The sequence below is a fragment of the Paracoccus aminophilus JCM 7686 genome, from assembly GCF_000444995.1.
Lineage (GTDB): Bacteria > Pseudomonadota > Alphaproteobacteria > Rhodobacterales > Rhodobacteraceae > Paracoccus > Paracoccus aminophilus.
In genome coordinates this window covers 2,775,625-2,801,676 of sequence record NC_022041.1, presented here as the reverse complement: position 1 = coordinate 2,801,676, position 26,052 = coordinate 2,775,625, and the positions used below count along the sequence as shown (strand labels likewise).

The 26,052-nt window shown below is 64.5% G+C and carries 27 protein-coding genes; 19 read left to right on the top strand and 8 right to left on the bottom strand.

Annotation, left to right across the window (positions count from 1 at the left end; translation table 11 throughout):
* Window positions 1-39: 39 nt before the first annotated feature.
* Complete coding sequence (locus JCM7686_RS13685; RefSeq protein ID WP_020951404.1) at window positions 40-1,149, top strand: THUMP domain-containing class I SAM-dependent RNA methyltransferase; 1,110 nt, start codon at window positions 40-42, stop codon at window positions 1,147-1,149.
* Entirely contained in the window at window positions 1,149-2,318 is a 1,170-nt protein-coding gene (locus tag JCM7686_RS13680; protein WP_020951403.1) for an HPP family protein, read from the top strand. Before JCM7686_RS13685 ends, JCM7686_RS13680 begins: the two co-directional genes overlap by 1 nt.
* Before the next feature lie 3 nt (window positions 2,319-2,321).
* Here JCM7686_RS13680 and JCM7686_RS13675 read toward each other — a convergent pair whose 3' ends face one another.
* Window positions 2,322-2,900 carry a cupin domain-containing protein gene (locus JCM7686_RS13675; protein ID WP_020951402.1) on the bottom strand — a complete coding sequence of 193 codons (579 nt, stop codon included), beginning with the start codon at window positions 2,898-2,900 and terminating at the stop codon, window positions 2,322-2,324.
* Window positions 2,901-3,004: 104 nt separating this feature from the next.
* Here JCM7686_RS13675 and gabT point away from each other — a divergent pair, with 104 nt between their 5' ends.
* The gene (gene gabT / locus JCM7686_RS13670; RefSeq protein ID WP_020951401.1) at window positions 3,005-4,294 is read left to right on the top strand and encodes a 4-aminobutyrate--2-oxoglutarate transaminase; all 1,290 of its coding nucleotides are present in this window, start codon (window positions 3,005-3,007) and stop codon (window positions 4,292-4,294) included.
* 20 nt (window positions 4,295-4,314) lie between these two features.
* Here gabT and JCM7686_RS13665 read toward each other — a convergent pair whose 3' ends face one another.
* Window positions 4,315-5,259: a LysR substrate-binding domain-containing protein gene (locus JCM7686_RS13665; protein WP_020951400.1), complete on the bottom strand. Its 945-nt coding sequence runs from the start codon at window positions 5,257-5,259 to the stop codon at window positions 4,315-4,317.
* An 86-nt stretch (window positions 5,260-5,345) separates the two neighbouring features.
* On the opposite strand from JCM7686_RS13665, the gene JCM7686_RS13660 reads away from it, so the two are divergent.
* Together JCM7686_RS13660 and JCM7686_RS13655 are read left to right on the top strand one after the other, a co-directional pair.
* Window positions 5,346-6,566 carry an acyl-CoA dehydrogenase gene (locus JCM7686_RS13660; protein ID WP_020951399.1) on the top strand — a complete coding sequence of 407 codons (1,221 nt, stop codon included), beginning with the start codon at window positions 5,346-5,348 and terminating at the stop codon, window positions 6,564-6,566.
* Between the two features lie 111 nt (window positions 6,567-6,677).
* On the top strand, window positions 6,678-7,118 hold the full coding sequence (locus tag JCM7686_RS13655; RefSeq protein ID WP_020951398.1) for an NUDIX domain-containing protein: 441 nt from the start codon (window positions 6,678-6,680) through the stop codon (window positions 7,116-7,118).
* Here the strand turns inward: JCM7686_RS13655 and JCM7686_RS13650 are convergent.
* The gene (locus tag JCM7686_RS13650; RefSeq protein WP_236635839.1) at window positions 7,113-8,336 is read right to left on the bottom strand and encodes a PP2C family protein-serine/threonine phosphatase; all 1,224 of its coding nucleotides are present in this window, start codon (window positions 8,334-8,336) and stop codon (window positions 7,113-7,115) included. The genes JCM7686_RS13655 and JCM7686_RS13650 overlap by 6 nt on opposite strands.
* Before the next feature lie 200 nt (window positions 8,337-8,536).
* Here JCM7686_RS13650 and JCM7686_RS13645 point away from each other — a divergent pair, with 200 nt between their 5' ends.
* Window positions 8,537-8,905, top strand: a complete 369-nt coding sequence (locus JCM7686_RS13645) for an Hpt domain-containing protein (RefSeq protein ID WP_020951396.1) — start codon at window positions 8,537-8,539, stop codon at window positions 8,903-8,905.
* On the opposite strand, the gene ilvA is transcribed toward JCM7686_RS13645, so the two are convergent.
* Both ilvA and JCM7686_RS13635 read right to left on the bottom strand, forming a co-directional pair.
* Window positions 8,868-10,103 carry a threonine ammonia-lyase IlvA gene (gene ilvA, locus JCM7686_RS13640; protein ID WP_020951395.1) on the bottom strand — a complete coding sequence of 412 codons (1,236 nt, stop codon included), beginning with the start codon at window positions 10,101-10,103 and terminating at the stop codon, window positions 8,868-8,870. The two genes, JCM7686_RS13645 and ilvA, sit on opposite strands and share 38 nt — an antisense overlap.
* 42 nt (window positions 10,104-10,145) lie before the next feature.
* Window positions 10,146-10,964 carry a hypothetical protein gene (locus JCM7686_RS13635; RefSeq protein WP_020951394.1) on the bottom strand — a complete coding sequence of 273 codons (819 nt, stop codon included), beginning with the start codon at window positions 10,962-10,964 and terminating at the stop codon, window positions 10,146-10,148.
* Window positions 10,965-11,096: 132 nt separating this feature from the next.
* Between JCM7686_RS13635 and JCM7686_RS13630 the strand changes: the two genes are divergently transcribed.
* From JCM7686_RS13630 to JCM7686_RS13615, 4 genes are all read left to right on the top strand, one after another.
* Window positions 11,097-12,332, top strand: a complete 1,236-nt coding sequence (locus JCM7686_RS13630; protein WP_020951393.1) for an argininosuccinate synthase — start codon at window positions 11,097-11,099, stop codon at window positions 12,330-12,332.
* A 112-nt stretch (window positions 12,333-12,444) separates the two neighbouring features.
* Complete coding sequence (mog, locus tag JCM7686_RS13625; RefSeq protein WP_236635838.1) at window positions 12,445-13,005, top strand: molybdopterin adenylyltransferase; 561 nt, start codon at window positions 12,445-12,447, stop codon at window positions 13,003-13,005.
* 192 nt (window positions 13,006-13,197) lie between these two features.
* Window positions 13,198-14,127 carry a DnaJ C-terminal domain-containing protein gene (locus JCM7686_RS13620; protein WP_020951391.1) on the top strand — a complete coding sequence of 310 codons (930 nt, stop codon included), beginning with the start codon at window positions 13,198-13,200 and terminating at the stop codon, window positions 14,125-14,127.
* Complete coding sequence (locus tag JCM7686_RS13615) at window positions 14,127-14,474, top strand: hypothetical protein (RefSeq protein ID WP_020951390.1); 348 nt, start codon at window positions 14,127-14,129, stop codon at window positions 14,472-14,474. The genes JCM7686_RS13620 and JCM7686_RS13615 overlap by 1 nt, the downstream gene beginning before the upstream one ends.
* Before the next feature lie 66 nt (window positions 14,475-14,540).
* On the opposite strand, the gene JCM7686_RS13610 is transcribed toward JCM7686_RS13615, so the two are convergent.
* The 3 genes from JCM7686_RS13610 to ccmI are packed head-to-tail and all read right to left on the bottom strand — an operon-like array spanning window position 14,541 to window position 16,497.
* Window positions 14,541-14,723, bottom strand: a complete 183-nt coding sequence (locus tag JCM7686_RS13610; RefSeq protein ID WP_020951389.1) for a DUF1289 domain-containing protein — start codon at window positions 14,721-14,723, stop codon at window positions 14,541-14,543.
* The gene (gene ruvX / locus JCM7686_RS13605; protein WP_020951388.1) at window positions 14,720-15,187 is read right to left on the bottom strand and encodes a Holliday junction resolvase RuvX; all 468 of its coding nucleotides are present in this window, start codon (window positions 15,185-15,187) and stop codon (window positions 14,720-14,722) included. Before ruvX ends, JCM7686_RS13610 begins: the two co-directional genes overlap by 4 nt.
* A complete protein-coding gene (ccmI, locus tag JCM7686_RS13600) occupies window positions 15,184-16,497 on the bottom strand; it encodes a c-type cytochrome biogenesis protein CcmI (protein WP_236635837.1) in 1,314 nt (437 codons plus the stop codon). The genes ruvX and ccmI overlap by 4 nt, the downstream gene beginning before the upstream one ends.
* Window positions 16,498-16,644: 147 nt before the next feature.
* On the opposite strand from ccmI, the gene JCM7686_RS13595 reads away from it, so the two are divergent.
* The 9 genes from JCM7686_RS13595 (at window position 16,645) to JCM7686_RS13550 (ending at window position 26,042) form a co-directional block, all read left to right on the top strand.
* The gene (locus JCM7686_RS13595; RefSeq protein WP_020951386.1) at window positions 16,645-17,922 is read left to right on the top strand and encodes a sarcosine oxidase subunit beta family protein; all 1,278 of its coding nucleotides are present in this window, start codon (window positions 16,645-16,647) and stop codon (window positions 17,920-17,922) included.
* Window positions 17,923-18,124: 202 nt separating this feature from the next.
* Entirely contained in the window at window positions 18,125-18,460 is a 336-nt protein-coding gene (locus tag JCM7686_RS24060; protein ID WP_084621084.1) for a hypothetical protein, read from the top strand.
* A 293-nt stretch (window positions 18,461-18,753) separates the two neighbouring features.
* Window positions 18,754-19,116 (top strand): sarcosine oxidase subunit delta, encoded by a 363-nt coding sequence (locus tag JCM7686_RS13580; protein ID WP_020951384.1) that lies wholly within the window; start codon window positions 18,754-18,756, stop codon window positions 19,114-19,116.
* Window positions 19,113-22,043, top strand: coding sequence for a sarcosine oxidase subunit alpha family protein (locus tag JCM7686_RS13575; protein ID WP_020951383.1), 2,931 nt, complete (start codon window positions 19,113-19,115; stop codon window positions 22,041-22,043). The genes JCM7686_RS13580 and JCM7686_RS13575 overlap by 4 nt, the downstream gene beginning before the upstream one ends.
* Window positions 22,036-22,554, top strand: a complete 519-nt coding sequence (locus JCM7686_RS13570; RefSeq protein ID WP_020951382.1) for a sarcosine oxidase subunit gamma — start codon at window positions 22,036-22,038, stop codon at window positions 22,552-22,554. Before JCM7686_RS13575 ends, JCM7686_RS13570 begins: the two co-directional genes overlap by 8 nt.
* Window positions 22,555-22,658: 104 nt before the next feature.
* Window positions 22,659-23,132, top strand: coding sequence for a hypothetical protein (locus JCM7686_RS13565; protein WP_020951381.1), 474 nt, complete (start codon window positions 22,659-22,661; stop codon window positions 23,130-23,132).
* Between the two features lie 164 nt (window positions 23,133-23,296).
* Window positions 23,297-23,896, top strand: coding sequence for a superoxide dismutase (locus JCM7686_RS13560; protein WP_020951380.1), 600 nt, complete (start codon window positions 23,297-23,299; stop codon window positions 23,894-23,896).
* 159 nt (window positions 23,897-24,055) lie between these two features.
* Entirely contained in the window at window positions 24,056-25,162 is a 1,107-nt protein-coding gene (locus tag JCM7686_RS13555) for a metallophosphoesterase (RefSeq protein WP_020951379.1), read from the top strand.
* Between the two features lie 136 nt (window positions 25,163-25,298).
* Window positions 25,299-26,042 (top strand): tetratricopeptide repeat protein, encoded by a 744-nt coding sequence (locus JCM7686_RS13550; protein ID WP_020951378.1) that lies wholly within the window; start codon window positions 25,299-25,301, stop codon window positions 26,040-26,042.
* The last annotated feature ends 10 nt before the right edge of the window (window positions 26,043-26,052 follow it).

Genomic DNA, 26,052 nt, shown 5'->3' with positions numbered 1-26,052 from the left:
TAACTGGTCGTTCACCACCAGAGCCTATATTCGGGCGAAATGGAAAAAGACGCGCAATTCGACATCTATCTGGTCGCCACGCCGGGGCTTGAGGCCCCGCTTCTCACTGAGGCCCGCGAGGCCGGTTTCCCCGCAGAACTGGCCGACGGCGGCGTGGCCTTTCGTGGCGGCTGGCCCGAGGTCTGGCGCGCCAATCTCGACTTGCGCGGGGCGACGCGGGTGCTGGTGCGCATCGGCGCGTTTCGCGTGCTGCATCTGGCGCAGCTCGACAAGCGGGCGCGCAAATTCCCCTGGGCCGATTTCCTGCACCGGGGCACGCGGCTCAAGGTCGAAACCACCTGCCGACAGTCGAAGGTCTATCACGCGGGCGCGGCCAGCCAGCGCATCGAACGCGCTTTGGTCGAGGAACTGGGCGCGGTGCTTGATCCGGCGGCCACGCTGGTCGTGAAGGTGCGGATCGAGGATGATCTCTGCACGATCTCGCTCGATTCCACGGGCGAGTCGCTGCACAAGCGCGGCCATAAGGAAGCGGTGGGCAAGGCGCCGATGCGCGAAACCATGGCCGCGATGTTTCTGCGCGAGGCCGGTTTCACCGGGACCGAGCCGGTGCTGGATCCGATGTGCGGCTCGGGTACCTTTCCGATCGAGGCCGCCGAAATCGCGCTTGGCCTGCAACCCGGTCGTTCGCGCAGCTTCGCCTTTCAGGATTTCGCCAGTTTCGATCCGGCGGCCTTCGAGAAGCTGCACCACGGCGCAACCCGGTCCGCGCCGGGCTTTCGCTTTTACGGCAGCGACCGCGATGCCGGGGCGATCACGTCCAGCCGCAAGAATGCCGAACGCGCGGGCGTGACTGAGCTGACCCAGTTCGACAACCGCCCGATCAGCGAGATCACCCCGCCCGAAGGCCCGGCGGGTCTCGTGATCATCAATCCGCCTTATGGCGCGCGTATCGGCAACAAGAAGCCGCTTTTCGCACTGCACGGCGCGCTCGGGCAGGTGCTGAAAGAGCGCTTTTCCGGCTGGCGCATCGCCCTTGTCACCAGCGAGCAAAGCCTTGCCAAAGCCACCGGCCTGCCCTTCGAGGCCGGGCCCTATGTCGCGCATGGCGGGCTGAAGGTGCGCCTTTACCAGACCAGAGCCTTGCCCTGATGAGCCAGCCGCATCACCGTTTCTCGCTGCGTCAACTTGGTCCGGTCATGGGCCATGCGCCGGGCCGGGAAATGGTGCGGGCCTCGTTCGGGGCCTTTGCGGCGGTGCTGGTGGTCGGGCTGTTTTTGCGCGTCACCGGGCTTGGCTCGCCCCATGGGCTGCATCTGATCGCGCCGTTCGGGGCGAGCTCGTTTCTGCTGTTCGCGGTGCCGAACAGCCCGCTCGCCCAGCCGTGGTCGGCGATTGTGGGCAATGGCGTCGCGGCGATTGCGGGCGTCGCGGCGGCGCTCTGGATCCCGAATTACGAGCTCAGCCTTGCCGCCGCCTTGGGCGGGGCGATCTTGCTGATGCATCTGACGCGCGCGCTCCATCCACCTGGCGGCGCGGTCGCGCTGACCGCCGCGCTCAGCCCCGAGATGATCCGCGACACCGGCTTTGATTTCGTCCTGAGCCCGGTCATGCTCGGCACCGCCATGCTGGTCGCGCTGGCCGCGCTTTATGCCAGCCTGACGGGGCGGCGCTATCCTTTCCGCCAGACCGAGCCCGCGCATGAGCCGGAACCTGAAGAGGAGCCGCAGCGCGATCCTCTGGGCCTCACCCGCGAGGAACTTGGTCACCTGCTGTCGGATTTCCGCCAAAGCGCCAATATCGGGGTCGAGGACCTCGCCCGGCTGATCGCGGCGGCTGAAGACCGTGCGGCGGCGATGCGGCTTGGCACGCTGACCTGCGGCGATATCATGACGCGAAACCCCGCGACGGTCGATGTCCAGACCACGCTGCCGCAGGTCGCCGAGCTCTTCGCCAAGCTCGCCTTTACCGCGCTGCCGGTCACGGATGGCGATCGCAATTTTCGCGGGATGATCTTTCAGATCGACCTGATCCGCCGCGGGGTCGAGGACAATCAGGCCGACCGGCGCCGGATGCAAAGCGCGGTGCGCTCGCTTTTCGGCCTGTCGCGCGGCGTGGCTGCGCAAGATCTGATGCGCAGCGAAGGGCCCCGGCTCGCCCCGGACACGCCCGCTTTCGCCTTGCTGCCGATCCTTGCCGAAGGCGTGCGCGAGGCGGTGCCGATCCTCGAAAGTGGCCGGATCATCGGCATCGTCACCCGCACCGATTTGCTGGCGCGACTTGAGGAAGAGCTTGCACTGCGTGCAGCTTCGGGCCGTTGACGCCTAGAGATAGGGCGGCGTGCAGGCCGACATGACCACCGCCTCGGCGTCGGACAGATTGCGAAAACGGTGGGGGAGGTTCGAGGCGAAAAGATAGCTGTCCCCGGCCTTGAGCACACGGCTGCGCTCGCCGACCGTGACCTCGATCTCGCCCGAAATCACGATGCCACCCTCGCTCGCGTGATGCTCCAGCATGGTCTCGCCGGTATCCGCGCCGGGCTCGTAGCGCTCGTAAAGGATCTGCAGATTATGGGCGCGGGCGTCGCCGACCTGCAGGAAAGTGATCCGCCCCGAGGCATCGGCGGCGCGAGAATAAAGCCGCTGGGTGAGATTGCGCAGATCGTCGGGGCCGAAAAAGACCTCTTGCACGAAATCGGTATCGGGCTCGAAGAACTCTGACAGGGTGATGTTCAGCCCGCCCAAGATCTTGCGCAGAGAGGCAACCGAGGGGTTCGAGCGATTTGTCTCGATCATCGAGATCTGGCCATGCGGGACCCCCGATGCTTCGGCCAGCTGGCGCTGCGAAAGTCCGGCGCCAGATCGCAGCGCGCGCAGCCTTTCGCCAACGTCGAATCCGTCCATTTTTCCTCCAACATGCGCGAAGCCGACGATTTCGGCTGTAACTTGGCTTTAAGATCGCTCAGGATATTGCGCAGATTCGCCCTTTATCCTGATCGAGCCCTGTCATGCCCAGCATATCCGAACTTGTTGCCCGCCGTAATGCCGCCGTCGCCAAAGGCGTCTCGACCCGCCAGATTTATATCGCTCGGGCCGAGAATGCCGAGATCTGGGATGTCGAGGGCAAGCGCTACATCGACTTCGCCGCCGGGATCGCGGTTCTGAACACCGGCCACCGGCATCCGAAGGTGATGGCGGCGGTCGCGGCGCAGGCGCAGGATTTCACCCATAGCTGCTTTCACGTCTCGCCTTACGAAAGCTATCTGGCGCTGGCCGAGCGGCTGAATGCGCTGACGCCGGGCGATTTCGCGAAAAAGACCATGCTGGCGACGACCGGCGTCGAGGCGGTCGAGAATGCGATCAAGATGGCGCGCGCCTATACCGGGCGCTCGGGCGTCATCGCCTTTTCGGGGGCCTTTCATGGCCGGACACTGCTTGGCATGGCGCTGACCGGGAAGGTTTCCTACAAAAAAGGCTTCGGTGCGATGCCGGCCGAGATTTTCCATGCGCCCTTCCCGAACCCGCTTCACGGGGTCAGCGAGGCGCAGGCGCGCGCCGCGCTCGACACGCTTCTCGTGTCGGATCTCGATCCCGAACGCGTTGCCGCGATCATCATCGAGCCGGTGCAGGGCGAGGGCGGGTTCAATATTGCGCCGCCGAGTTTTCTCGCGCATCTGCGCGCGCTCTGCGACCGGTTCGGGATCGTGCTGATCGCCGATGAGGTGCAGGCGGGGCTCGGGCGCACTGGCCGGATGTTCGGCTTTGACCATGCCGGGGTCGTGCCCGATCTCGTGACCATGGCCAAGGGGCTGGCGGGCGGCTTTCCTCTGTCGGCGGTCACGGGCCGCACCGAAATCGTCGATGCCGCGCCGGTTGGCGGGCTGGGCGGCACCTATGCCGGGCATCCTCTAGCGGTCGCGGCGGCGGGCGCCGTGCTCGACGTGCTTGAAGACGAGGATCTCCTTGCCCGCGCCACCCGGCTTGGCGCGCGGATTCGCAGCCGGTTGGAGGGCTTCGCCCAAGACTGTGACGCCATCTTGGAGGTGCGCGGGCTTGGTCTTATGAATGCGGTCGAATTCGGGCGGGTCGGGAGCGAGGGCGCCGAGGATCCCGCGCTCGTTGCCGCAATCATCGCCGAGGCCGAGCGGCGCGGTCTGATCCTTCTGGCCTGCGGCACGCGCAATACGGTGATCCGGCTGCTGCCGCCCCTGACCATCCCCGAGGATCTGCTGGAAGAAGGGCTCGCCCTTTTTGAAGAGAGCATCATCGCGGCTTTGGCGGCAAAAGCGGCAGCGTAGCGAGACGCCGCAGCGGGGCTTTAATCCGCGTGGCGTTGCGCCTCGCGGATCAGCCAGTCGCGGAATTCGGTATCGCTGGCGGGCCCGCCACGCCGGGCGGGCTCGATCAAAGCGTAGGTCGAGCCGCGCATCCGCCGATCGCTGACCCGGTCGAGCGTGCCGAGCCGCAGCTCATCCTCGACCAGCAGTTCCGGCACAAGGCCCACGCCCATACCCGCCCGCGCCGCCGTCACCACCATGCCGAAATGCGCAAAGCGCGCGCCCCGGGTGAAGGTGACCGGGTCAATCGCGCTGGCGCCGAACCAGTCGAGCCAGAGATGCGGCCGGGTCTCTTGTTGCAGCAGCGGATAGCGCGTGAGCAGCCGGCTTTCCTCGGTCAGATCCTGCGCATGAGTGTCGAAACGGATCTGGCGGGCGAGCGCGGGGCTGGCGATGGCGATCAGATATTCGTCCATCAGCGGCGTCGCCTCGCTGCCCGGAGGCGCCTGATCGAGATGGTGGATCGCCAGATCGAAGGGGGTTTTCGCGAAATCCGGCATATCGAGCCGCGAGGCGATGTCGAACGTAACCTGCGGGGCAAGCTGGCTGAAGCTGTGCAGACGCGGCACCAGCCAGCGCTCGGCCAAAGTCGGCAGGCAGGCGAGCCGAATGACCTGATTGGAACCAAAGGCCATCGCCCGCAGCACCGAGCGGTCGAGATCGGACAGGATCGCCTCGGCATCGGGCAGAAAGGCTCGCCCGGTGTCTGAGAGGCTGAGCCGCTGGCGCGCGCGGTGAAAGAGCGCGACCCCCATGCGGTTTTCCAGCGAAATCACCGCCCGGCTGACCGCGCTTTGCGTCAGGCCCAACTCTTTGGCGGCATCGGTCGTGGACAGGGTCTTGCCACAGGCGACAAAGGCCTGAAGCTCGGACAGGGTCGGGGTATAGGCCTTGGCCATGGTCACCAGATCATGCGGATTTGACATGAACTAAGGATCGATTCTCATTTTTCTGCAAGGAAGACTTGGGCTAGATTAGACCCAAACCGCATATTCAGCCGCACGGGATGACCATGACACAACCTGCTCCGCTCAAAGCCAAGGAACGCCCCGAGCTTTCGCGCTTCAACTGGGAGGATCCGCTGGATCTGAACAGCCAGCTCTCTGAAGATGAGCGCATGCTGCGCGACGCCGCCCGCGCCTATGCGCAAGACAAGCTGCAACCGCGCGTGATCGAGGCTTATCGCACGGAAAAAACCGATCCCGCGATCTTTGCCGAAATGGGCGAGATGGGCCTTTTGGGCGTCACCATCCCCGAGGAATACGGTGGGCTTGGCGCGAATTACGTCAGCTACGGTCTGGTCGCGCGCGAGGTCGAGCGGGTTGATTCGGGTTATCGCTCGATGATGTCGGTGCAAAGCTCGCTGGTGATGTATCCGATCTATGCTTACGGCTCGGAAGAGCAGCGCCGGAAATATCTGCCGAAACTCGCCTCGGGCCAGTGGATCGGCTGCTTTGGCCTGACCGAGCCGGATGCGGGTTCTGATCCTGCGGGGATGCGCACCACGGCGAAGAAGACCGAGGGTGGCTATGTCCTAAATGGCGCGAAAATGTGGATCTCGAACGCGCCGATCGCCGATGTTTTCGTCGTCTGGGCCAAATCGGATGCGCATGGCGGCAAGATCCGCGGCTTCGTGCTGGAGAAGGGCACCAAGGGTCTCACTGCGCCGAAGATCGAGGGCAAGCTGAGCCTGCGCGCCTCGATCACCGGCGAGATCGTGCTCGACAATGTCGAGGTCGGCGAAGAGGCTTTGCTGCCCTATGTCGAGGGGCTGAAGGGGCCGTTTGGCTGTCTCAACCGCGCGCGTTTTGGCATTGCCTGGGGCGCGATGGGCGCGGCCGAATTCTGCTATCACGCCGCGCGTCAATACGGGCTGGATCGCCATCAGTTCAAAAAGCCGCTCGCCCAGACCCAGCTTTTCCAGCTGAAACTCGCGGATATGATGACCGAAATCACGCTGGGGCTTCAGGCCGCTTTGCAGGTTGGTCGTCTGATGGATGAGGGCAAAGCTGCGCCCGAGATGATTTCGCTGATCAAGCGCAACAACTGCGGCAAGGCTTTGGCGATTGCCCGCGCCTCGCGCGATATGCACGGCGGCAACGGGATTTCCGAGGAGTTCCAGATCATGCGCCACATGGTCAACCTCGAGACGGTGAACACCTATGAGGGCACGCATGACGTCCATGCGCTGATCCTTGGCCGCGCGATCACGGGGTTGCAGGCCTTCGCCTGATCGCTGACGCGAACGCGACAATTTGGCTCCGATCTCACAGGTGGTCGGGGCCGCTTGTCTTTGCTCATCGCGCTCGCCAAAGAGAGGGCAGCAAAGACAGCGAGGCCCGCAATGATCCCGAGATTTGGCGAGATCCGTCCTGACCGGCACTACCGCCGTCGGCCCGGCGCTTATGCGCTGCTGATCCGCGATCACCGCGCGCTTTTGACCTTTCAGCAGGCGCCAGAGCCCGAGTTTCAACTGCCCGGCGGTGGGATCGAGCCCGGAGAAGCGCCGATCCCGGCGCTTCATCGCGAGGTGATCGAGGAAACCGGCTGGACGATTTCCGCGCCGCGCTTTTTCGCGACCTACCGGCGCTATTGCTATATGCCGGATTACGATCTCTGGGCCGAGAAGCTCTGCAGCATCTGGATCGCGCGCCCGATCCTTTGCCTTGGTCCGCCGGTCGAAGCCGGGCACCGCGCCGCATGGGTCGATCTGGCCGAGGTTCCGGCGCTTCTGCCCGATCCCGGTTCGCGTGACACGGTGCGGCGCTATCTGGCATCGCTATGAGACCGCAGGCGCCGCACTTCCGGGCAAGGCGCGCTCGATCAGGACCGCCGACATATCATCGACCCGGCTGCTGTTGATGTAATTCGACAGCGACCAGGACAGGGATTCGAGAAAGCCCGGGCCATGCACCCGGGCATTGGTGCGCAAGATCGCGGTCAACCCCTCATCCCCCAAGGGCTGGCCCGCCGGATTTTCGCAATCGGTGATCCCGTCCGAGGCCAAAAGCAGGCGATCGCCGGGCGCGAGATGCAGGCAGATTTCCTCGAATTGAGCATCCTTGACGACGCCGACGGGCAAGCCGCCGCGCCCGATCCGCTCGATCCGGCCATCAGCGCGCTGGACGACCGGATGCGGATGGCCCGCCTGAACCAGTCGGACCTGCCCGGTTAGGTAGTCAAGATCGGCATAGGCCATCGTGTAATAGGCATCGGTACGCAGCTCATCGAGCATCTGGCGGTTCAGCAACGTCATCAGCTCGATCGGGGCGCAAGCGTCATAAAGCCCATATTCGCTCATCCGCAGCGCGAGATTTTGATCGCTGGCATCGGAAAGCTGAGCTGCAAGCCGCGCCGTCAGCAGCGCCGCCGTCACGCCGTGACCCGACACGTCGAGGGCATAGGCACCGATGCGGCGGCCGTTGATCGGAAAGAAGCCGACCATATCGCCGCCAATATGACCGGCCGGACGCAACAGCAGCGAGATGTGGAAATCGCCGAACTGGCCGGTGCGCTCGCGGATGAGGCGCTGCTGCAAGACGCGCGCGTCGCGCAGGTCGAGGTTCATTGCGGTCTGCGCGTCATTCAGCCGGTCGACCGCTTGCTGAAGCTCGGTATTGGTGCGCCGCAGACGTGCCTCCATGGTCAGGATCCGCTCGGCCACGCTCAGCCGCGCAAAAAGCTCGGCTCCGGAAATCGGCTTGGTCAGAAACTCATCCGCGCCGGCCTGCAACCCGGCGGCAAGATCCTCCTTGGTCGATTTCGAGGTCAGGAGGATGAAAAAGCTGTAGCTGGTGCGGCCCGAACCGCGCAGCTCACGGCACAGATCGAGCCCCGAGCCCCCGGCAAGATACCAATCCGAAATCACGATATCGGGGTCGCAGCAGGTCAGAACCGCCTTGGCCTCCTCGAGCGAGGCAGCCTCAGCGACGCGGTAATTCGCGCGCAAGAGCTGGACCGCCAACATGCGGCGCTGCCCGGTGCTGGTATCGGCCAGCAGCACCAGCCGACTGGGGGGGGGAGGGCTGGCCCGGGCAGGAGTGCGATTCGTTCGTGACATTGCCGCAGCTTATGTCGGGGCCATGAAAAATCGGTTAAGTCTAGGAAATCACGCCTTTAACCTGGCGCTAATCCGGCTGCGTTAAGACTTGGCGCAGTGCAAGAATCAGGTGGGCAATGATCGACTGGGGCAGGGTCCGGGAAATGCAGCGAGAGGTTGGCGATGACGAGTTCCGTCCGATCCTCGAACTCTTCCTCGACGAGATCGAGACGATCGCCTTTCGGCTCGCGGGTGACGACCCCCAGCGGATGGAGCGGGATTTCCATTTCCTCAAGGGATGTGCGCGCAACCTTGGATTCCGGGCACTTGCCGCGATCTGCGACGAATTCGAGCAATTGGTGATTTCGGGGCGAATGGGCGAGGTCCGCCTCGACCGGGTGTTCGATATCTATGCCCAAAGCAAGCAGCTGTTCATGGGCGAGCTGGCGCGCAATCGCGCCAGTGCCACCCTAAGCGGGCAGCGCTGGCAGGATGTCAGATCAGGAACTCAGAGAGGATCTGGTCATGCGTGATATCACGATAACCAAAGCCCTGCGCGTCGAGCCGGGCGCAAAGCGCGGTCAGATTCTCGGGGCTGCTGGTCTCGATTCCGATCAAGACCGAGCCGAAGTTCCGCGCCGATTTCTTCAGATATTCAAAGCGCGCGACATCATCATCGGGGCCGAGAAGCTCAAGAAAATCGCGCAAGGCGCCGGGGCGCTGGGGCAAGCGCAGAATGAAATAGCGCTTGAGACCCGAATAGCGCTGCGCCCTTTCCTTGACTTCGGGCAGGCGCTCAAAGTCGAAATTCCCGCCCGAGCAGATGCAAACCACGCGCTTACCCGCCAGATCGGGAAGATCGCGCAGGACGTCGACCGCCAGTGCCCCGGCAGGTTCCAGCACGATCCCCTCGATATTGAGCATGTCGAGCATGGTGGCGCAGATCCGGTCCTCGGGCGCGGCAAAGACCTGCTCGGGCTGGTATTGGCCCAGCACCGCGAAGGTCAGCTCGCCAACCCGCGCAACCGCCGCGCCATCAACGAAATTATCGACCCGCGGCAGCGAGACCGGCGCGCCGTTGATCAGCGCGGCCTTGAGGCTCGCGCCGCCCTCGGGCTCGGCAAAGGCAAGTTTGGTCGTGGGTGCAAGTTCGGCCAGCAGCTTGGCCACGCCCGAGGACAGACCGCCCCCGCCGACCGGCAGGATCACCAGATCGGGGGCGCCGCCAAGCTGGCTCAGCATCTCAAGTCCGACCGTCGCTTGACCCTCGATGACATCGGGATCGTCAAAGGGCGACAGGAACGTCGCGCCAGTTTTCCGCGAAAACTCCTGCGCCGCCGCCAGCGTCTGGTCGAAATAATCGCCGGTCAGCACGATTTCGATATTCTCGCCACCAAACATCCGCGTCTTGGCGATCTTTTGCTGCGGCGTTGTCACCGGCATGAAGATCGTGCCTTTCGCGCCGAAATGGCGGCAGGCATAGGCTACGCCCTGCGCGTGATTGCCGGCGCTGGCGCAGACGAAATGCCCGTTCGCCGCGCCGATCTTGCGCATGGCATTATAGGCCCCACGCAGCTTGTAGCTGCGCACCGGGGTCAGATCCTCGCGTTTGAGCCAGATTTCAGCGCCGTATCGCGCCGAAAGGTGGTCATTCTTCTGAAGCGGGGTCGGCTCGAAGAGGTCGCGCAGCGCGGCCTCTGCCTGGCGGACAGAGTCGGCAAAGTTTTTCATGAAAAAGCGAATGAAGCGGATCGCCTGAAATGGCAAGGGGAACTAGCGCGGCGCGCCACCTTGGAGGGGGCGGCGCTGGCAGGGAAGAACCACGATGCGATCCTCGACGCCGAGATAGCCCAGCACCTGTTCATCCCCGACAAAGGCCACGCGGGTGATGCCCTCGGGCCAACCGGAGGTGGCACAATGGTGGTCGGGGAAGAAATCGGCCTCGACCGCGACCCATTGCAACACGGTCTCTGATCGCTCCAGCAGCACCGCGGCCGAGATGGTTGTCCCGAGGAAGGCCAAGATGAAGATGAGGGCGCTTCCAAGATTATACCAGCCGCGCCGCCGGTAGGGATGGCTCAGACCTGCAACCCAAGAGAGGTGATGCGCCGCGCTCGAAAACAGCATCAAGATCAGATTGAAGCACAGAATCACCAAGGTGCAGCACGCCAGCAGGACCACCATCGCAAAGACCGTGCCGAAGAAGGTGCCGGTCGCATAAGCGATGGGGAAGAAGGACGGCGCTTCGGCGAACATGTCGTTGAGGATCACCCCGGACAGATAGCGGCCAACGACCGACAGCAGCGCGGTCGAGGCAAAGACGATGATCGCGACAAGGCTCGCATGGATGTTCCAGATCGCCGGGATATGGATCAGCCAGAGCAGCAGCACCGAGACCGGCAACAGCGCGATGAAGAGCGCGGCAAGCGTCAAAGCAAGCGTGGGCAGGGGCACCAGCACGATCACGATGAGCCCGATCAACCAAAGCAGCGCCGCAACCGTGGTCTGCTTCATGCAGATCCGCCGCAGCTCGCGCAGCCGCAGACGCTGCCGGATATACCAATCTCGAAGGGTGGCTATTGCGGAAAGCATGGCGGATCTTGGCTCCCTGTCTGGCCGGGGCGAAGGCTCTTTGCTTGGCTTCAGATCTAGCTGCGCCCAGCCTCTTGTGACAAGCGGGGAAAAGCCCTATGCCCGGCTGGATTTCGACAAAGGATAAGCCGCATGTCCGACGCGCCCAAGAAAGTCGTCCTTGCCTATTCGGGCGGGCTCGACACCTCGATCATCCTGAAATGGCTTCAGACCGAATACGGTTGCGAGGTCGTGACCTTCACCGCCGACCTCGGTCAGGGTGAAGAGCTTGAGCCCGCGCGCCAGAAGGCGCTCTTGATGGGGATCAAGGAAGAGAACATCCACATCGTCGACTTGCGCGAAGAATTCGTGCGCGATTTCGTCTTCCCGATGTTCCGCGCCAATGCCCTTTACGAAGGTCTCTATCTGCTCGGCACTTCGATTGCGCGCCCGCTGATCTCGAAGTATCTCGTTGATATTGCGCAGAAGTCTGGCGCCGATGCGGTGTCGCATGGCGCGACCGGCAAGGGCAACGATCAGGTCCGTTTCGAACTCGGCGTCGCCGCCCTCGATCCGGCGATCAAGGTGATTGCGCCTTGGCGTCTGTGGGATCTGAGCTCGCGCACCAAGCTGCTGGAGTTCGCCGAGCAGAACCAGATCCCGATCGCCAAAGACAAGCGCGGCGAAGCGCCGTTCTCGGTCGATGCGAACCTCTTGCACACCTCGTCGGAAGGCCGCGTGCTGGAAAATCCGGCCGAGGAAGCGCCGAACTATGTGCTCCAGCGTGTTGTCCCGGTCGAAGACGCCCCGAATGAGGCCGAATTCGTCGAGATCACCTTTGAAAAGGGCGATGCGGTCGCGATCAATGGCGAGGCGCTCTCGCCGGCAACCATCCTGACGCGCCTGAATGAACTCGGCGGCAAGCACGGCATCGGCCTGCTTGATCTCGTGGAAAACCGCTTCGTCGGCATGAAATCGCGCGGCGTCTATGAAACCCCCGGCGGCACGATCCTGCTCGAGGCCCATCGCGGCATCGAACAGATCACGCTCGATTCCGGCGCGGGCCATCTGAAAGATTCGATCATGCCGCGCTATGCCGAGCTGATCTACAACGGCTTCTGGTTCTCGCCCGAGCGTGAGGCTCTGCAGGCGCTGATCGACAAGACGCAAGAGCATGTCTCGGGCACCGTCCGTCTCAAGCTCTACAAAGGCGTCGCCCGCACGGTCGCGCGTTGGTCGGATGAATCGCTCTATTCCGAAAAGCACGTCACCTTCGAGGAAGATGCCGGTGCCTATGACCAGAAAGACGCGGCGGGCTTCATCCACCTGAACGCCCTGCGCCTCAAACTGATCGCCGCTCGCAACGCACGTCGCGCCAAGACGAAATAAGCGGCCCGACCAGGGACCGCCAGACCAACAGCGGGCCGCGGGGGGGACACCTCGCGGCCCGTTTCCTTTTCTGCGCGGCCCCGCCATGATACCCGCAAAACAGGAGCCCGCCGTGACCCAGACCGCCCAGACTGCCCCTGCTCATATTGCCATCGTCACCGTCTCCGACCGCGCCAGCCGCGGCGAATATGAGGACAAGGGCGGTCCGGGCGCCGAGGATTGGCTGCGCGCCACGGTGACTTCGCCCGTCCAGATCACCCGCCGCATCATCCCCGACGGGCGGGCGAATGTCGCAGCCACGCTCCGCGATCTCGCCGATGGCAGCGCCGATCTCCCGCGCGCCGACCTCATTCTCATCACCGGCGGCACCGGCCCCGCGCCGCGCGACGAAACCCCCGAGGCGATGGCCGATGTCATCGAGAAAGAACTCCCGGGCTTTGGCGAGGAAATGCGCCGCGCCAGCCTGCGCGAAGTCCCGACCGCCATCCTCTCGCGCCAAAGCGCGGGCATCCGCGGCGCGACGCTGATGATCACCATCCCGGGCAAACCCTCGGCGATCGCGACCTGCCTCGATGCGGTTTTCGCGGCTGTGCCCTATTGCCTCGACCTGATCGGCGCGGCCCGGATCGAAACCGACCCCGCCCGCATCAAGGCCTTCCGCCCCAAGACCTGAACCGCCCCTCTTTCATGCCCAAATATCCCGGGGGAGTCCGCAGGACGGGGGCAGAGCCCCCTCTGCCGAGGCCTCCCGCCCTCGCAGGGCTTGCAAGCGTTTGACTGAGGGCCCAAAGGAAGGCAGCGTGTAAATTGGGTGAAACCGACGGCGTCTTTGGACGTTGAGCGGAGAATGTGAAAGGGACGGGCGATGGCCGACGATCCGTATAAGGCATTGGGATTGGGCAAAACGGCCAGCCAGGCCGATATCAAGAAGGCCTATCGCAAGATCGCCAAGACCGATCACCCCGATCTCAATCCCGATCCGGCCGCGACCGAGCGGTTCAAGGCGGCCTCGACCGCCTATGATCTCCTGAAAGACCCCGAGCAGCGCGCGCGCTTTGACCGCGGTGAAATCGACGCGACCGGGCAAGAGCGTCAGCAACAGCGCCATTACTACCGCGAATATGCCGAAAGCGGCGACAATCCCTATCGCCAGCAATATGGCAATTTCGACGATCTGAACGATGTCTTCTCCGATCTCTTCGGCCAGCGCGCCGGTGCGGGTGGGGCAGGTGGCGGGCGTTCCAGCCGCGCGCAAAGCTTCGACATGCGCGGGCCCGATCAGCGTTTCACGCTCGAGATTGATTTCATGACGGCCGCGCGGGGGGGCTCGACCCGGATCACCATGCCCGACGGCAGCAATCTCGAGGTCAAGATCCCCGAAGGTGCCCATGACGGCCAGACCATCCGCCTGCGTGGCAAAGGCGGCGCGGGCATGGGCGATGGTGGTCCGGGCGATGCGCTTTTGACCCTGACCGTCGCGCCCGATCCCGATTGGGTCCGGACCGAGGATGACCTCGAGATCACCATTCCGATCACCATCGACGAGGCCGTTCTGGGCGGCAAGGTCGAGGTTCCGACCATTGATGGTCAGGTGATGATGTCGATCCCGCGTGGCGCCTCGTCGGGGCGCAAGCTTCGGCTGAAGGGCCGGGGCATCAAGGGCGCCAGCGGCCAACGCGGCGATCAATATGTCGTTCTCAGGATCGTCATGCCGCCGGTCATTGACGATGAACTCGCGGCCTTCTTCGAAAAATGGCGCGAAACCCATGCCTATGATCCGCACAGGAGGAGCTGATGAGCCGCCATTACACGGTTCGGGAAACTCTGGTGGCCGTGCCTGATCTGTCGTCAGGCCAGCTTGACCGCTATATCCGGGTCGGGGTCGTCAGGCCGATCAGCTCGGCGGAAGGTCCGGTTTTCCGCGAGATCGACATTGCCCGGCTTAGCCTGCTGGTCGATCTGACCGAAGGATTCGCCCTTGATGACGAGGCTTTGGGGCTGGTCATGTCGCTGCTCGACCAGCTTCACGGTGCGCGCGCCGATATGCGCGCGATGCTGGATGCGGTGGCGCAGGAACCGGCCGAGACGCGGGCAAGGCTCAGCCGCGCCATCCATGAGATCCGCGTGGTCGTGCGCCGCTGAGGCCAGCCTGGATTCCACAGACGGGACCCCACAGACGGGGTCACGCACTCAGATCATACAGAGGGGTCAGCGACGCTGGGGCTCGTCCCGGGTTTGGCCTTTGCGCTGGGGCAGATCCGCCATGATGCGCTGCCGCTCGGCCTCGCTCATCCGCGCCCATTGGGTGATTTCATCCATGCTGCGAGAGCAGCCCAGACACAGCCGACTGCTGGGCTCGATCCGGCAGATGTTGATGCAGGGCGAGATCATCCGAGAAACCGCAACCGGTCGAGCATCCCTTGCAGGATATAGCCCGCCGCGACCTGATCGATGACTTCGGCGCGCCGCTTGCGCGAGGTATCGGCCTCAAGAAGCGCGCGCTCGGCGGCGACGGTCGAGAGGCGCTCGTCCCAAAAGCCGATCGGCAGCGCGGTCAGCCGTTCCAGATTGCGGGCAAAGGCGCGGGTCGATTGCGCGCGCGGCCCTTCCGAGCCGTCCATATTGCGCGGCAAGCCCAGAACCAGCCCTTTCAACTCGCGCTCGGCGACGATTTTCAGCAGCGCCTGCGCGTCGAGCGTGAATTTCTCGCGCCGGATCACGGTGATCGGTGAGGCGACTTGCCGGAAACTGTCGCTGACTGCGACGCCGATGGTCTTGGTGCCAAGATCCAGCCCGGCAATGGCGCCGACCTTGGGCAGGGCGGCGGCGAAATCTTCAGGGGCTTCGCAGATCATTTCACGCCCGCCTTTGTGGCTGCATCATTCACGAGCTCCAAGGCCTGCGGCACGCTGGCAAAGCGCGTCTGCGCCTCTTGCCAGATGGCGCGGGCGTGATCGGTCTTGCCCAGAATGACCAGAGACGAGATCAGCCGTGCCCATTCGTCGGGCGTGCCGCCCTCGGTGGCAAGGCGGCTTTCCAGCCCCTCGACCATGCTTTCGATCATCTTCTGGCGCTCTTCGGGCGTCATATCCTGGGCGGCGGCGACCGCATTGGCATCAGGTCCGGGCAAGGCGGTGCCGGGCAGCGCGGGCATCGCACCTTTGGCTTCGGGGGGCGTATAGTTCGGCTCGCCCGCGAACCAGGCGAGATCGGTGATCGTGGCGCGGATCGGCGCGGTCCAAGGATCGGTTTCCGAGCTGTCGGCCAGCAGATTGGCCCAGATCGGGAAAGCGCGGTCGGCGCGGCCGTTCTGGATCTGCAAAAGCCCTGCCATGTAAAGCGCCTGACCGTTTTTCGCATCGAGCTGCAGCGCCTTGACCACCTCGGCCTCGGATTGTGCCGAGATGAAGCCGCCGGCGGCATCGACCATCAGCGCGGCAAGGCGCGCGTGATCTTCGGCGCTGGCGGCGTCACCGCGCACCGCGACCAGATGGGCCTGCGCCTCATAGGCGGCGTGGAAATTGCCCAGCCGCGCCTCGTGTTCGGCCAGAAGCGCCAGCCCTTGCGGATCGTCGGGACGCTCTTTCATCGCCTCGCGCAGCTTTTCGATCAGCGCGAGATAATCGGGATCGGGCGTGCCAAGCGCGGGTTTGGGCGCGGCGGCCTCGGCTTCGGCCTGCGAGGGACGCGAGGCATAGCGCGCCTCGGCCGCGGCAAAGCGGGCCTTGATCGGCTCATCGGGCAGGCCGGGCTGGCCGATGCGCTGATAAAGCGCGAAGGCTCCGACTGCGACCAGAAGAAGGGCGGCCAGCCCCCAGATCTTGTTTGGCCCCGCGCTGATCTTGCGCGCCGCGCCCAGCTGGCGGTCGGCTTCCAGCACCTTGCGCCCGATCTCGATGCGCAGCCGTTCGGCATCGCCCGGTTCGATCACGCCGCGTTCGAGATCGCGTTCGACCTCACGCAACTGATCGCGGTAGACGCGCAGATCATAGGCGGCGGCCGGTTCGGCTCCGGTCAGGCTGGCCCGCAGGAAGGGCAGAAAAATCGTGATCCCGACGATGATCACCAAAGCCGCGCAGATGAACCAGAGCATCATATTCTCCAAAAGCTGCGTCCGTAGATAGCGGTTTTGCGGCGCGGGCAAAAGCCGAAGGCGCTGCGGCATATCCGAGCGCCTCGAACACGAAAGAGAGATGCGGGAGATATGCGCCACCTCTGACGCAAATTCACAATCGCGCCGTCGCAAGCCGACTTGCCCGAAAGCGGGCTCCGGTCCAGTTTGACAGACACGAGTCGCCCGGAGGTCCGTAGAATGTCCGACACGCCCAAAGCCCAATCCAAGTCTGGCCACTATTCGGTCTTCGCCATCGCCCGTGAGGCCCTGCGCCTGCACAGTGGCTGGCGTCGCGCCTGGGCAAGCCCGCAGCCCAGAAATAAATACAAAGTCGTCATCATCGGCGCCGGTGGTCATGGTCTGGCGACGGCCTATTATCTCGGCAAGAACTACGGCATCACCGATGTCGCGGTGATCGAGAAGGGCTGGCTCGGCGGCGGCAACACTGGCCGCAACACGACCATCATCCGCTCGAACTACCTGCAGGATCCTTCGGCGGCGATCTACGACAAGGCGCTGAAACTTTACGAGAATCTCTCGCAGGACCTGAACTATAACGTGATGTTCAGCCCGCGCGGCCTCTTGATGCTGGCGCAGACCGAGCATGAGATCCGCGGCTATAAGCGCACCGCCCATGCGAACTCGCTGCAAGGCGTCGCGACCCAGTATATCGACGCCAAGCGCGTCAAGGAGCTGGTGCCGATCATCAATATCGACGGGCCGCGCTATCCGGTTCTGGGCGGGCTTTATCAAGAGCGCGGCGGCACCGCGCGCCATGACGCGGTTGCTTGGGGCTATGCCCGCGCCTGCTCCGATATGGGCATGCATATCATCCAGAACTGCGAAGTGACCGGGGTCGAGACCCAGAATGGCGAGGTCCGCGCGGTCAATACCGGCAAGGGCCGGATCGAATGCGATAAACTGGCGATCGTCGTTGCCGGGCATTCGTCCCACGTCGCCGATATGGCCGGGTTCCGCCTGCCGATCGAGTCGATCGCGCTGCAGGCGCTGGTCTCGGAGCCGATCAAACCCTGCTGCGATGTCGTCATCATGGCCAACACGGTGCACGGCTATCTGTCGCAATCGGACAAGGGCGAGATGGTGATCGGCGGCGGCACCGACAGCTTCAACAACTACTCCCAGCGCGGCTCTTGGCACCATGTCGAGGAAACCGTCCGCGCGCTGATCGAGACCTTCCCGATGCTGTCGCGTCTGAAGATGCTGCGCCAATGGGGCGGGATCGTCGACATGACCGGCGACCGCTCGCCGATCCTCTCGACCACGCCGGTGAAGAATATCTTCGTCAACTGCGGCTGGGGCACCGGCGGCTTCAAGGCGATCCCGGGTTCGGGCTGGGCCATGGCCGAGCTGGTTGCCAAGGGCCAGCCGGGCCCGCTGGCCGCTGATTTCGGGCTCGACCGCTTCGTCGAGGGCCGTTTCATCGACGAAAGCGTTGCGGCCGGGGTGGCGCACTGATGCAAAGGTCTGACCTGCCTTGCGATATTGCTGGGTTCTCGGCGCCTGCGGCACTTTGTCGCAGCGTTCGGGGTGGCCCCGCCGTGTCTGATGCGGGTCAGCGGGATTTTGCCCGTCTGCAGGAAGATTTCTTTGATGACGGAACCCTTTACGGCGTTCCGACATTCTTTCTGCAACGCCATTTCAGCAAGGAGGACCTTCAATGGCCGATCCGCAGAACAAATCCAACAGCGGCCTCATTATCGGGATCGTCGTTATCATCGTGCTGGCACTCGGCTGGTACTGGTACAGCAGCAAGAAAGCCGACACCGGCAGCACCGTCGAAACCCCGGCGGCAACCACGCCTGCAACTCCGGCTCCGTCGTCCTCGACTCCGGCTGCTTCCGGCACAACCTCGACGGAACCCACCACGGCTCCGGCAACTGAGGCTCCGGCCGCAACCACCCCGGCTCCTGCCACTGAGACCCCTGCGCCGTCTTCAACCGAGAGCACTGCTCCGGCAACCGGCAGCACCACGACCACTCCGTCGTCGAACTGATCTTTTCCCGGCACGCTTTTGCGTGACCGCTGATCTGCGCCGGGGGCGGTCTCTGCCCCCGGAGACCTTGAATTTTGTCCGTTCCGACTGGTCGAGCCAGCGTCCCTTTGGGATGCGCCTTGCTCCCAGCGGCCCGGTCTTTTCCGGCCTCTGCCTGCCCGTGCTGACCCGCCGCGCCATCGCGCCGGGGCAGGGTGCCGGATATGTTTTCCCGATTTTCGCCGAATTTGCCCTGACCGCTGCGCGCGGGCGGGGCCAAGGACTGCGCACTGCGTCGCCGAAGGAGTGATGAGATGCTGACCCTGACCTGTCCCTATTGCGGCACAGCCGCCGAGGAAACCGAGCTCGCAGCCGGTGGAGAGGCGCATCTCAAGCGCTTCGGGCCCGGCTCGAGCGATGCGGAATTCGAGGCCTATCTCTTTGCGCGCAAGAACCCCAAAGGCGTTCACTTCGAGCGCTGGCGCCATGCTTATGGCTGCGGCAAATGGTTCCTTGCAGCCCGCGACACCGTGACCCTGCAGGTCTACGGCACCTATAAGGCGCAAAACGCCCATCCCACCCCCGAGATCGTCGCCGCCATTCAGGCCGCGCGTCCGGATTGGCAACCCGATTGGGAAGCCGCGACCTCCACTTCAGCCGGGAACCAGACCGCATGAGCGACCAAGGACCCTTCCGTCTTTCTTCCGGCGGTCGCCTGATCGACCGCGCCTATCAACTGCCCTTCCGCTTCGACGGGCGGCATCTGCGCGGGGTTCAGGGCGATACGCTGGCCTCGGCGCTTCTGGCCAATGGCCAGCTGATGATGGGGCGCAGCTTCAAATATCACCGCCCGCGCGGCCCGGTCGCCAGTGGCGCCGAAGAGCCGAACGCGCTGCTCGGTCTCGGGCAGGGCGGCCGGTTCGAGCCGAACCAGCGCGCCACCACGACGCCCCTGGTCGGCGGCATGGTCACCACCAGCCAAAACGCCTGGCCGAGCCTGAATTTCGACATCGGCGCGATCAACAACAAGCTTTATCGCTTCCTGCCCGCAGGCTTCTACTACAAGACCTTCATCCATCCGCGCCCGGCGTGGAAACATCTTTTCGAGCCGATCATCCGCCGCTCGGCGGGTCTGGGTAAAGCGCCGACCGAGAAGGATCCCGACAGCTACGAGCAGGCCTATGGCTTCGCCGATGTCGTGATCGTTGGCGGCGGGATCGCGGGTCTCGAGGCCGCGAAAGAGGCCGCTGCGGCGGGCAAAAGCGTCGCTGTGCTGGAGCAGACCGGCCATTGGGGCGGGCGCACGCCGACCGATCACCCGGATGGCGCGGCGCGGGTCGCGGCGCTGGTCGCCGAGCTCTCGGAGCTGCCGAATGTGCAGCTGCGCCGCAATACGATGGCAACCGGGCTTTACGACCACGGCTATCTGCTGGCGCGTGAGGCTTTGGCCGATCACGATCCGAATGCGGGCATTCCGCGTCAGCGCCTGTGGCGCATCCGTGCGGGCCATGTCGTGACCGCGACCGGCGCGCTCGAGCGTCCGCTGGCCTTTGCTGGCAATGACGTGCCGGGCGTGATCCTCGCCAGCGCCGTGCGCGATTTCATCGACCTCTACGGCGTGGCGCCGGGCCGTCGCATCGTCGTCATGACGAACAATGACGATGCCTATCGCACCGCTTTGCTGGCGCTGGATGCCGGTCTTGAAGTGCCGGTGATCCTCGATGCGCGCAGCACGGCCACCGGCCCGCTGGCCGCCGAGGCGCGCAAGCGCGGCATCCGCGTGCTGACTGGCTCGGCGATTGCCGGGATCAAGGGCGGCAAGGCGGTCGAGGCGGTCAAAGTCTGCGATCAGCTCGGCTCTGGCGAGGTTCGCGAAACCGTCGAGGCCGATTGCGTGGCGATGTCGGGCGGCTGGTCTCCGGTCGTGCATCTGTGGTCGCATTGCGGCGGCAAGCTGAACTGGGACGAGGCGCAGGCGCAATTCGCGCCCGATCCGAACCGCCCGCCGACCGGCGCGGATGGCAAGGCCATGGCCAGCGCCGTGGGCGCGGCCTCGGGCGATCTGCGTGTGGCGGCTTTGACCGGCGCGGTCGAGGAAGCGCCGCTCAAGCCCGTCTGGATCATGCCCGAACATGCGACGCGCCAGATGCGCTTCAAGATGTGGCTCGATTTCCAGAACGATGTGAAGGTTTCGGACGTTCAGCTGGCCGCGCAGGAAGGCTATGAAAGCGTCGAGCATACCAAGCGCTACACCACGCTTGGCATGGCGACCGATCAGGGGAAGCTCTCGAACATCAATGGCCTCGCGATCCTGTCGGATGCGCTGTCGCAGCCGATCCCGCGCACCGGCACCACGACCTTCCGCCCGCCCTATACGCCGCTGACCCTTGGCGCGATCGCGGGCGAGGCACGCGACGAGGTCTTCCAGCCCCTGCGCAAGACCGCCGTGCACAATTGGCACGAAGCGCGCGGCGTTCATTGGGAGCCGGTGGGCCTGTGGCGTCGCCCCTATTGCTACCCGGCCAAGGGCGAGAGCCATGCCGATGCCGTGGCGCGCGAAATCCGCGCGGTGCGCGGTGGCGTGGGCACGCTCGATGCCTCGACGCTTGGCAAGATCATCGTCAAGGGCCCGGAAGCGGGCAAGTTCCTCGACATGATGTATACCAATATGATGTCGAGCCTGCCGATCGGGAAATGCCGCTACGGTCTGATCTGCTCGGAAAACGGCTTCCTCTCGGATGACGGCGTGGTCGTGCGTCTGAGCGATGACACCTGGCTTGTGCACACCACCTCGGGCGGTGCGGATCGCATCCACGGCCATTTCGAGGATTGGCTGCAATGCGAATGGTGGGACTGGAAAGTCTATACCGCCAATGTGACCGAGCAATGGGCACAGATCGCGGTTGCCGGTCCCAAGGCGCGCACGCTGCTGGAGCGTCTGGGCGGCATGGATCTTTCGCCCGAAACGCTGCCCTTCATGGGCTTTGTCGAGGGCGAGCTGGCCGGGATCCCGGCGCGGGTCTATCGCATCAGCTTCTCGGGCGAGCTGTCCTTCGAGATCGCTGTCCCGGCGGGCCGTGGGCTCGAGCTCTGGGAAAAGCTGCATGAGCTTGGCCGCGATCTGGGCGTGACGCCCTATGGCACGGAAGCGATGCACGTCATGCGCGCCGAAAAGGGCTTCATCATGATCGGCGACGAAACCGATGGCACGGTGATCCCGCAAGATCTCGGCCTCGATTGGGCGATCTCGAAGAAGAAGGCGGATTTCATCGGCAAGCGCGCGCAAGAGCGTAGCTTCATGGCCTCGCCGGATCGCTGGAAGCTGGTCGGGCTGGAAAGCCTCGACGGCCGCCAGATCCCGGATGGCGCCTATGCGGTTGCCGATGGCGTCAATGCCAATGGCCAGCGCAACACCCAGGGCCGGGTCACCTCGACCTATATCTCGCCGACGCTGAACAAGCCGATTGCGATGGGGCTTGTGCACCGCGGTCCCGCCCGCATGGGCGAGGTCATCGAATTCACCAATCCCGGCGGCGAGCCGGTGAAGGCGCGGATCGTCGATCCGGTCTTCTTTGACAAGGAAGGGACGCGGGCCAATGGCTGAGCCGCTTGCAACCATCACCGATGTCGCGGATCTGGGCATGATCCAGCTCCGCGCCGATCTGGCCGCCTCGGGCGAGGCGATCGCGACCGCGGTCGGGGTCGCGCTACCCGCGCCGACCCGGATCGAGAGCAATGGCAACCGTGCGATCGGCTGGATGTCGCCCGACGAGCTGCTGGTCTTCGTGCCGAAAGCCGAGGTCGGTGCGACCGTGGCCGCGCTTGAAGCCGCGCTTCAGGGCCGCCATGCGCTGGTCCTCGATGTCTCGGATCTGCGCGCGGTCTTTGACGTGCGCGGCGCGGCGGCGGCGCAGGCTCTGTCCAAGCTGACGCCGACCGATTTCGCGGCTCTGCCCGAAAACGGTCTGCGGCGCAGCCGTCTGGCGCAGGTCGCCTGTGGCATCTGGCCGGTCTCGGGTGGGTACCGCGTGATGGGCTTCCGCTCGGTTGCCGATTACATGCGCGGCATCCTGACCGCTGCGGCGCGTCCGGGCAGCCAGCTCGATCCGCGCTGAAAAGCGGCGATAAACCGCATCGGCCAAAGTCTGGGGCTATGCCTTGGCCGGTGCGAAGGCTATGCAATTGGAAGGAATTCCGTTTTGCGCAGCCAAGGGATCGCATGATACATCTCAGCCCCGCCTCTCTCGCCTGCGCCCTCGTCGGGCTTTCGCTGATCCCGCTGCCGGCCTTTGCCCAAAGCGCGCAGAAGAACGGGACCCGACATCGCGCGGCTCCGATCGCCATGCTCTGCGCCTTCGAGGACAAGGGCGCCAGCGGCTGGGTCCCCGAAATCGTGATGATCACCCGACAGGAAAACGGCCGGATCGAGGTCTTTGACCCGATTCTCCAGACGCTGGTCGGTCGCCCGATCAAAGCGGTGGTGGTCGCGGATTCGAAAAAAGAGCGCTCCTATGGCTGGGCTTTGGCCGGGGTGCGCAATGCCGCCGGGCAATGGTCCGAGCGAATCGATTTCCGCCTCACCGTGACCAAGGCCGATGCGACCGCGAAGATGGTGGTGACGCCGAAAGGCTATGACAATGTCATCACTGGCGACGGCATCTGCGGCGCCCCGGCGGTCAAGCCCGCCGGATAGGCCCGAGCCTGTCCGACCTGTCCCGCTTACCCGAGCCACCCGAGATCGGGGGATTTCGGGAACTTCGGATCGTTTAAGACGTTGAGGGCCGGACGGCGGGCCTTTCACCCGCCCCGGTCCTGTGCCAGACATGGCAAAGCCAATTCTTTGAAAGGGTACCAAAAATGGCCTTCACGCTTCCCGATCTTCCCTATGCCCATGACGCGCTTGCAGCCGGTGGCATGTCGAAAGAGACGCTCGAATTCCACCACGACAAGCACCACAAGGCCTATGTGGACAAGCTGAACGAGCTGGTTGCCGGTACCGAATGGGAAGGCAAATCGCTCGAAGACATCGTCAAGGGCACCTATAACAAGACCGCCGTGGCGCAGAATGGCATCTTCAACAATGCCTCGCAGCATTGGAACCACGCCCAGTTCTGGGAAATGATGGGTCCGAACAACCACGCCATTCCGGGCACGCTGGAAAAAGCGCTGGTCGAAGCCTTCGGCTCGGTCGATGACTTCAAGAAAAAGTTCTCGGAAGCTGGCGTCGGTCAGTTCGGCTCGGGCTGGGCTTGGCTGGTGAAAAACGCCGATGGCAGCCTTGCCATCACCAAGACCGAAAACGGCGTGAACCCGCTGGTCTTCGGTCAGACCGCGCTTCTGGGCTGCGATGTGTGGGAGCATTCCTATTACATCGACTTCCGCAATGCGCGTCCGAAATATCTGGAAAACTTCCTGAACAACCTCGTGAACTGGGAAAACGTGGCCTCGCGCTACTGATCTCGGTTTCGGGCGGCAATCCCAGCCGCCACCGATGTTTGCAGCCCGTCAGAGCAATCTGGCGGGCTGTTTTCGTTCAAAAGCAAAGCATTCGCGCGGGGAACTCTGGCGGCGGCGCGTCGTTGGGTCTGTGAGGATCCAGCCTGAGCGAGCGCCGCCATGACCCGTCATCAGATCTTTCCCGCCAATGGGCGCGCCAAAGCGCGCCGCGATGACGATGCCGGAGCAGAGCATGTGGCCGAGCGCATGACGGGCCGCATGGCCGAGCATGTGGCGGGGGACAAGCGGCGGCCCACGGGCGCGCGCCCGCGCAAGAGGCGACGCCTTGGGATCTGGGCGGGGCTTGCGCTTGCCTTTGGCGCCGGGCTCGCGAGCTATATGTTCTGGTGGGAGCCCGCGATGCGGCTGCGCGTGGTGCGCTGGCGGCTTCAGCCCAAGGAATGGGTCGGGCGCGCGCCTTGCCGGATCGTTATCCTGTCCGATCTTCAGGCGGGGGCGCCCCATGTCTCGGCGCGACGTCTGGGCCGAATCATCGCCCGCGCCAATGCGCTCCGGCCCGATGTCGCGGTGGTCTTGGGCGATCTGGTCGCCAGCCATCCTTTCACCTGGGGCGATACCGACCGGCCCCAGATTATCGCTCAGCTGGCCAGCTTCCGCGGCAGGCTGGGGCAGGTCGCGGTGATGGGCGCAGGCGATACGGGCGCAGGCGATACGGGGGGACGCGATCGGAGCGAAAGTGAACGCGGCCCGCATTGCATCCGGCTGGCCGCAGCCACGCGCCATCTGCTGGAAGAGGCAGGGATCACCGTGCTGGACGATGAGGCGATGCGCATTGGCGATGATGCCAGCGGCTTCTGGCTCGCGGGTCTCGCCCCCGATGCCGCAGCCGAACGCAATCCCGCCGTCCTGGGCGGCGCCTCGGACGAGGAAAAGGCCGGGTTTGATCAGATCATGACGCAGGTCTCTGGTCCGGCGCCGGTGGTGCTGCTGGCCCATGATCCGGATGTGTTTTTGGACCTCGACGGGGCAGAGCATCCCGTGCCGGTCCAGATTTCGGGCCATACCAATGGCGGGCAGGTTTGGTTCTTCGGCGCGCCCTCCTTGATGCTGGCGAGCCGCGATGAGCCCTATCTCTGGGGCCGCTATGATGAGGACGGGCGCACGCTGATCGTCTCGGGCGGGATCGGTTGCGCGGTGGTGCCAATGCGTCTGGGCTGGCTGCCCGAGATCACGGTGGTCGACCTCTCCGAGCCGGAGGGATGGTAGCCAAGGCCCCTGCGCCGCACACGAAGCCGTCAACCGGCGCTTTCTTGCGTTCCGAAAGCCGTGTGCCGATGCGTGCGGCATTGGCAAATGAGGTCAATGGCGTATAGAAGAGCGGCTAAAGCATTCAGGGACGACCATGGCCAACCAGAACGACAGTTTCATCGACGAAGTCACGTCCGAGCTGCGCCGAGACCGGCTGTTTCAGGGCCTGCGCCGCTTTGGCTGGATTGTCGTCCTGCTGATCATCGCGCTGGTCGTGGCCTCGGGCTGGTATGAATACCGCAAATCGCAGGACCGTCAGACCGCGCAAGACTGGGGCGATGCCGTGGTTGCCGCGCAAACGGCAGCCGATCCGGCCAGCGCGCTTGACGCGGTCGATCCGGCCGGAAGCAAGGGGCGCCGCGCGATCTCGGGGCTGCTCGCGGGCGGTGCCTCGGCCGATGCGGGAGATGCGGCCAAGGCCGTGGCCGAGCTCAAGGCCGCCGCGGAAGCCGCCGGTCCGAAGGACCCGGTGCTGCGCGATCTCGCGCTTCTGAAGGCGGTGATCGTCGGCGGCCCGGCGATGGGCGCGGCCGAACGCGATGCGCTGCTGACCGATCTGTCCAAGCCCGGCGCGCCGTTCGAGCTGCTGGCGCTCGAGCAGAAAGCCGTGGCGCTGGTCGCTGCGAATCGCCATGACGATGCCATCACGCTGATCCGCCAGATCCAGAAGAAGGACGGCCTCTCGGAAGATCTGCGCCGCCGACTGTCAGAGATCATGGTGACGCTGGATGCCCCGGCCGAGCCGGAAGCTGCCGCCGCTGGCCTGCCCGATGCGGCTGCCGCGCCTGCCGCACCCAATCCCGCTTCGGCCGAGCCCGCAGCGACGACCACCAACTGAGAACCGTGAC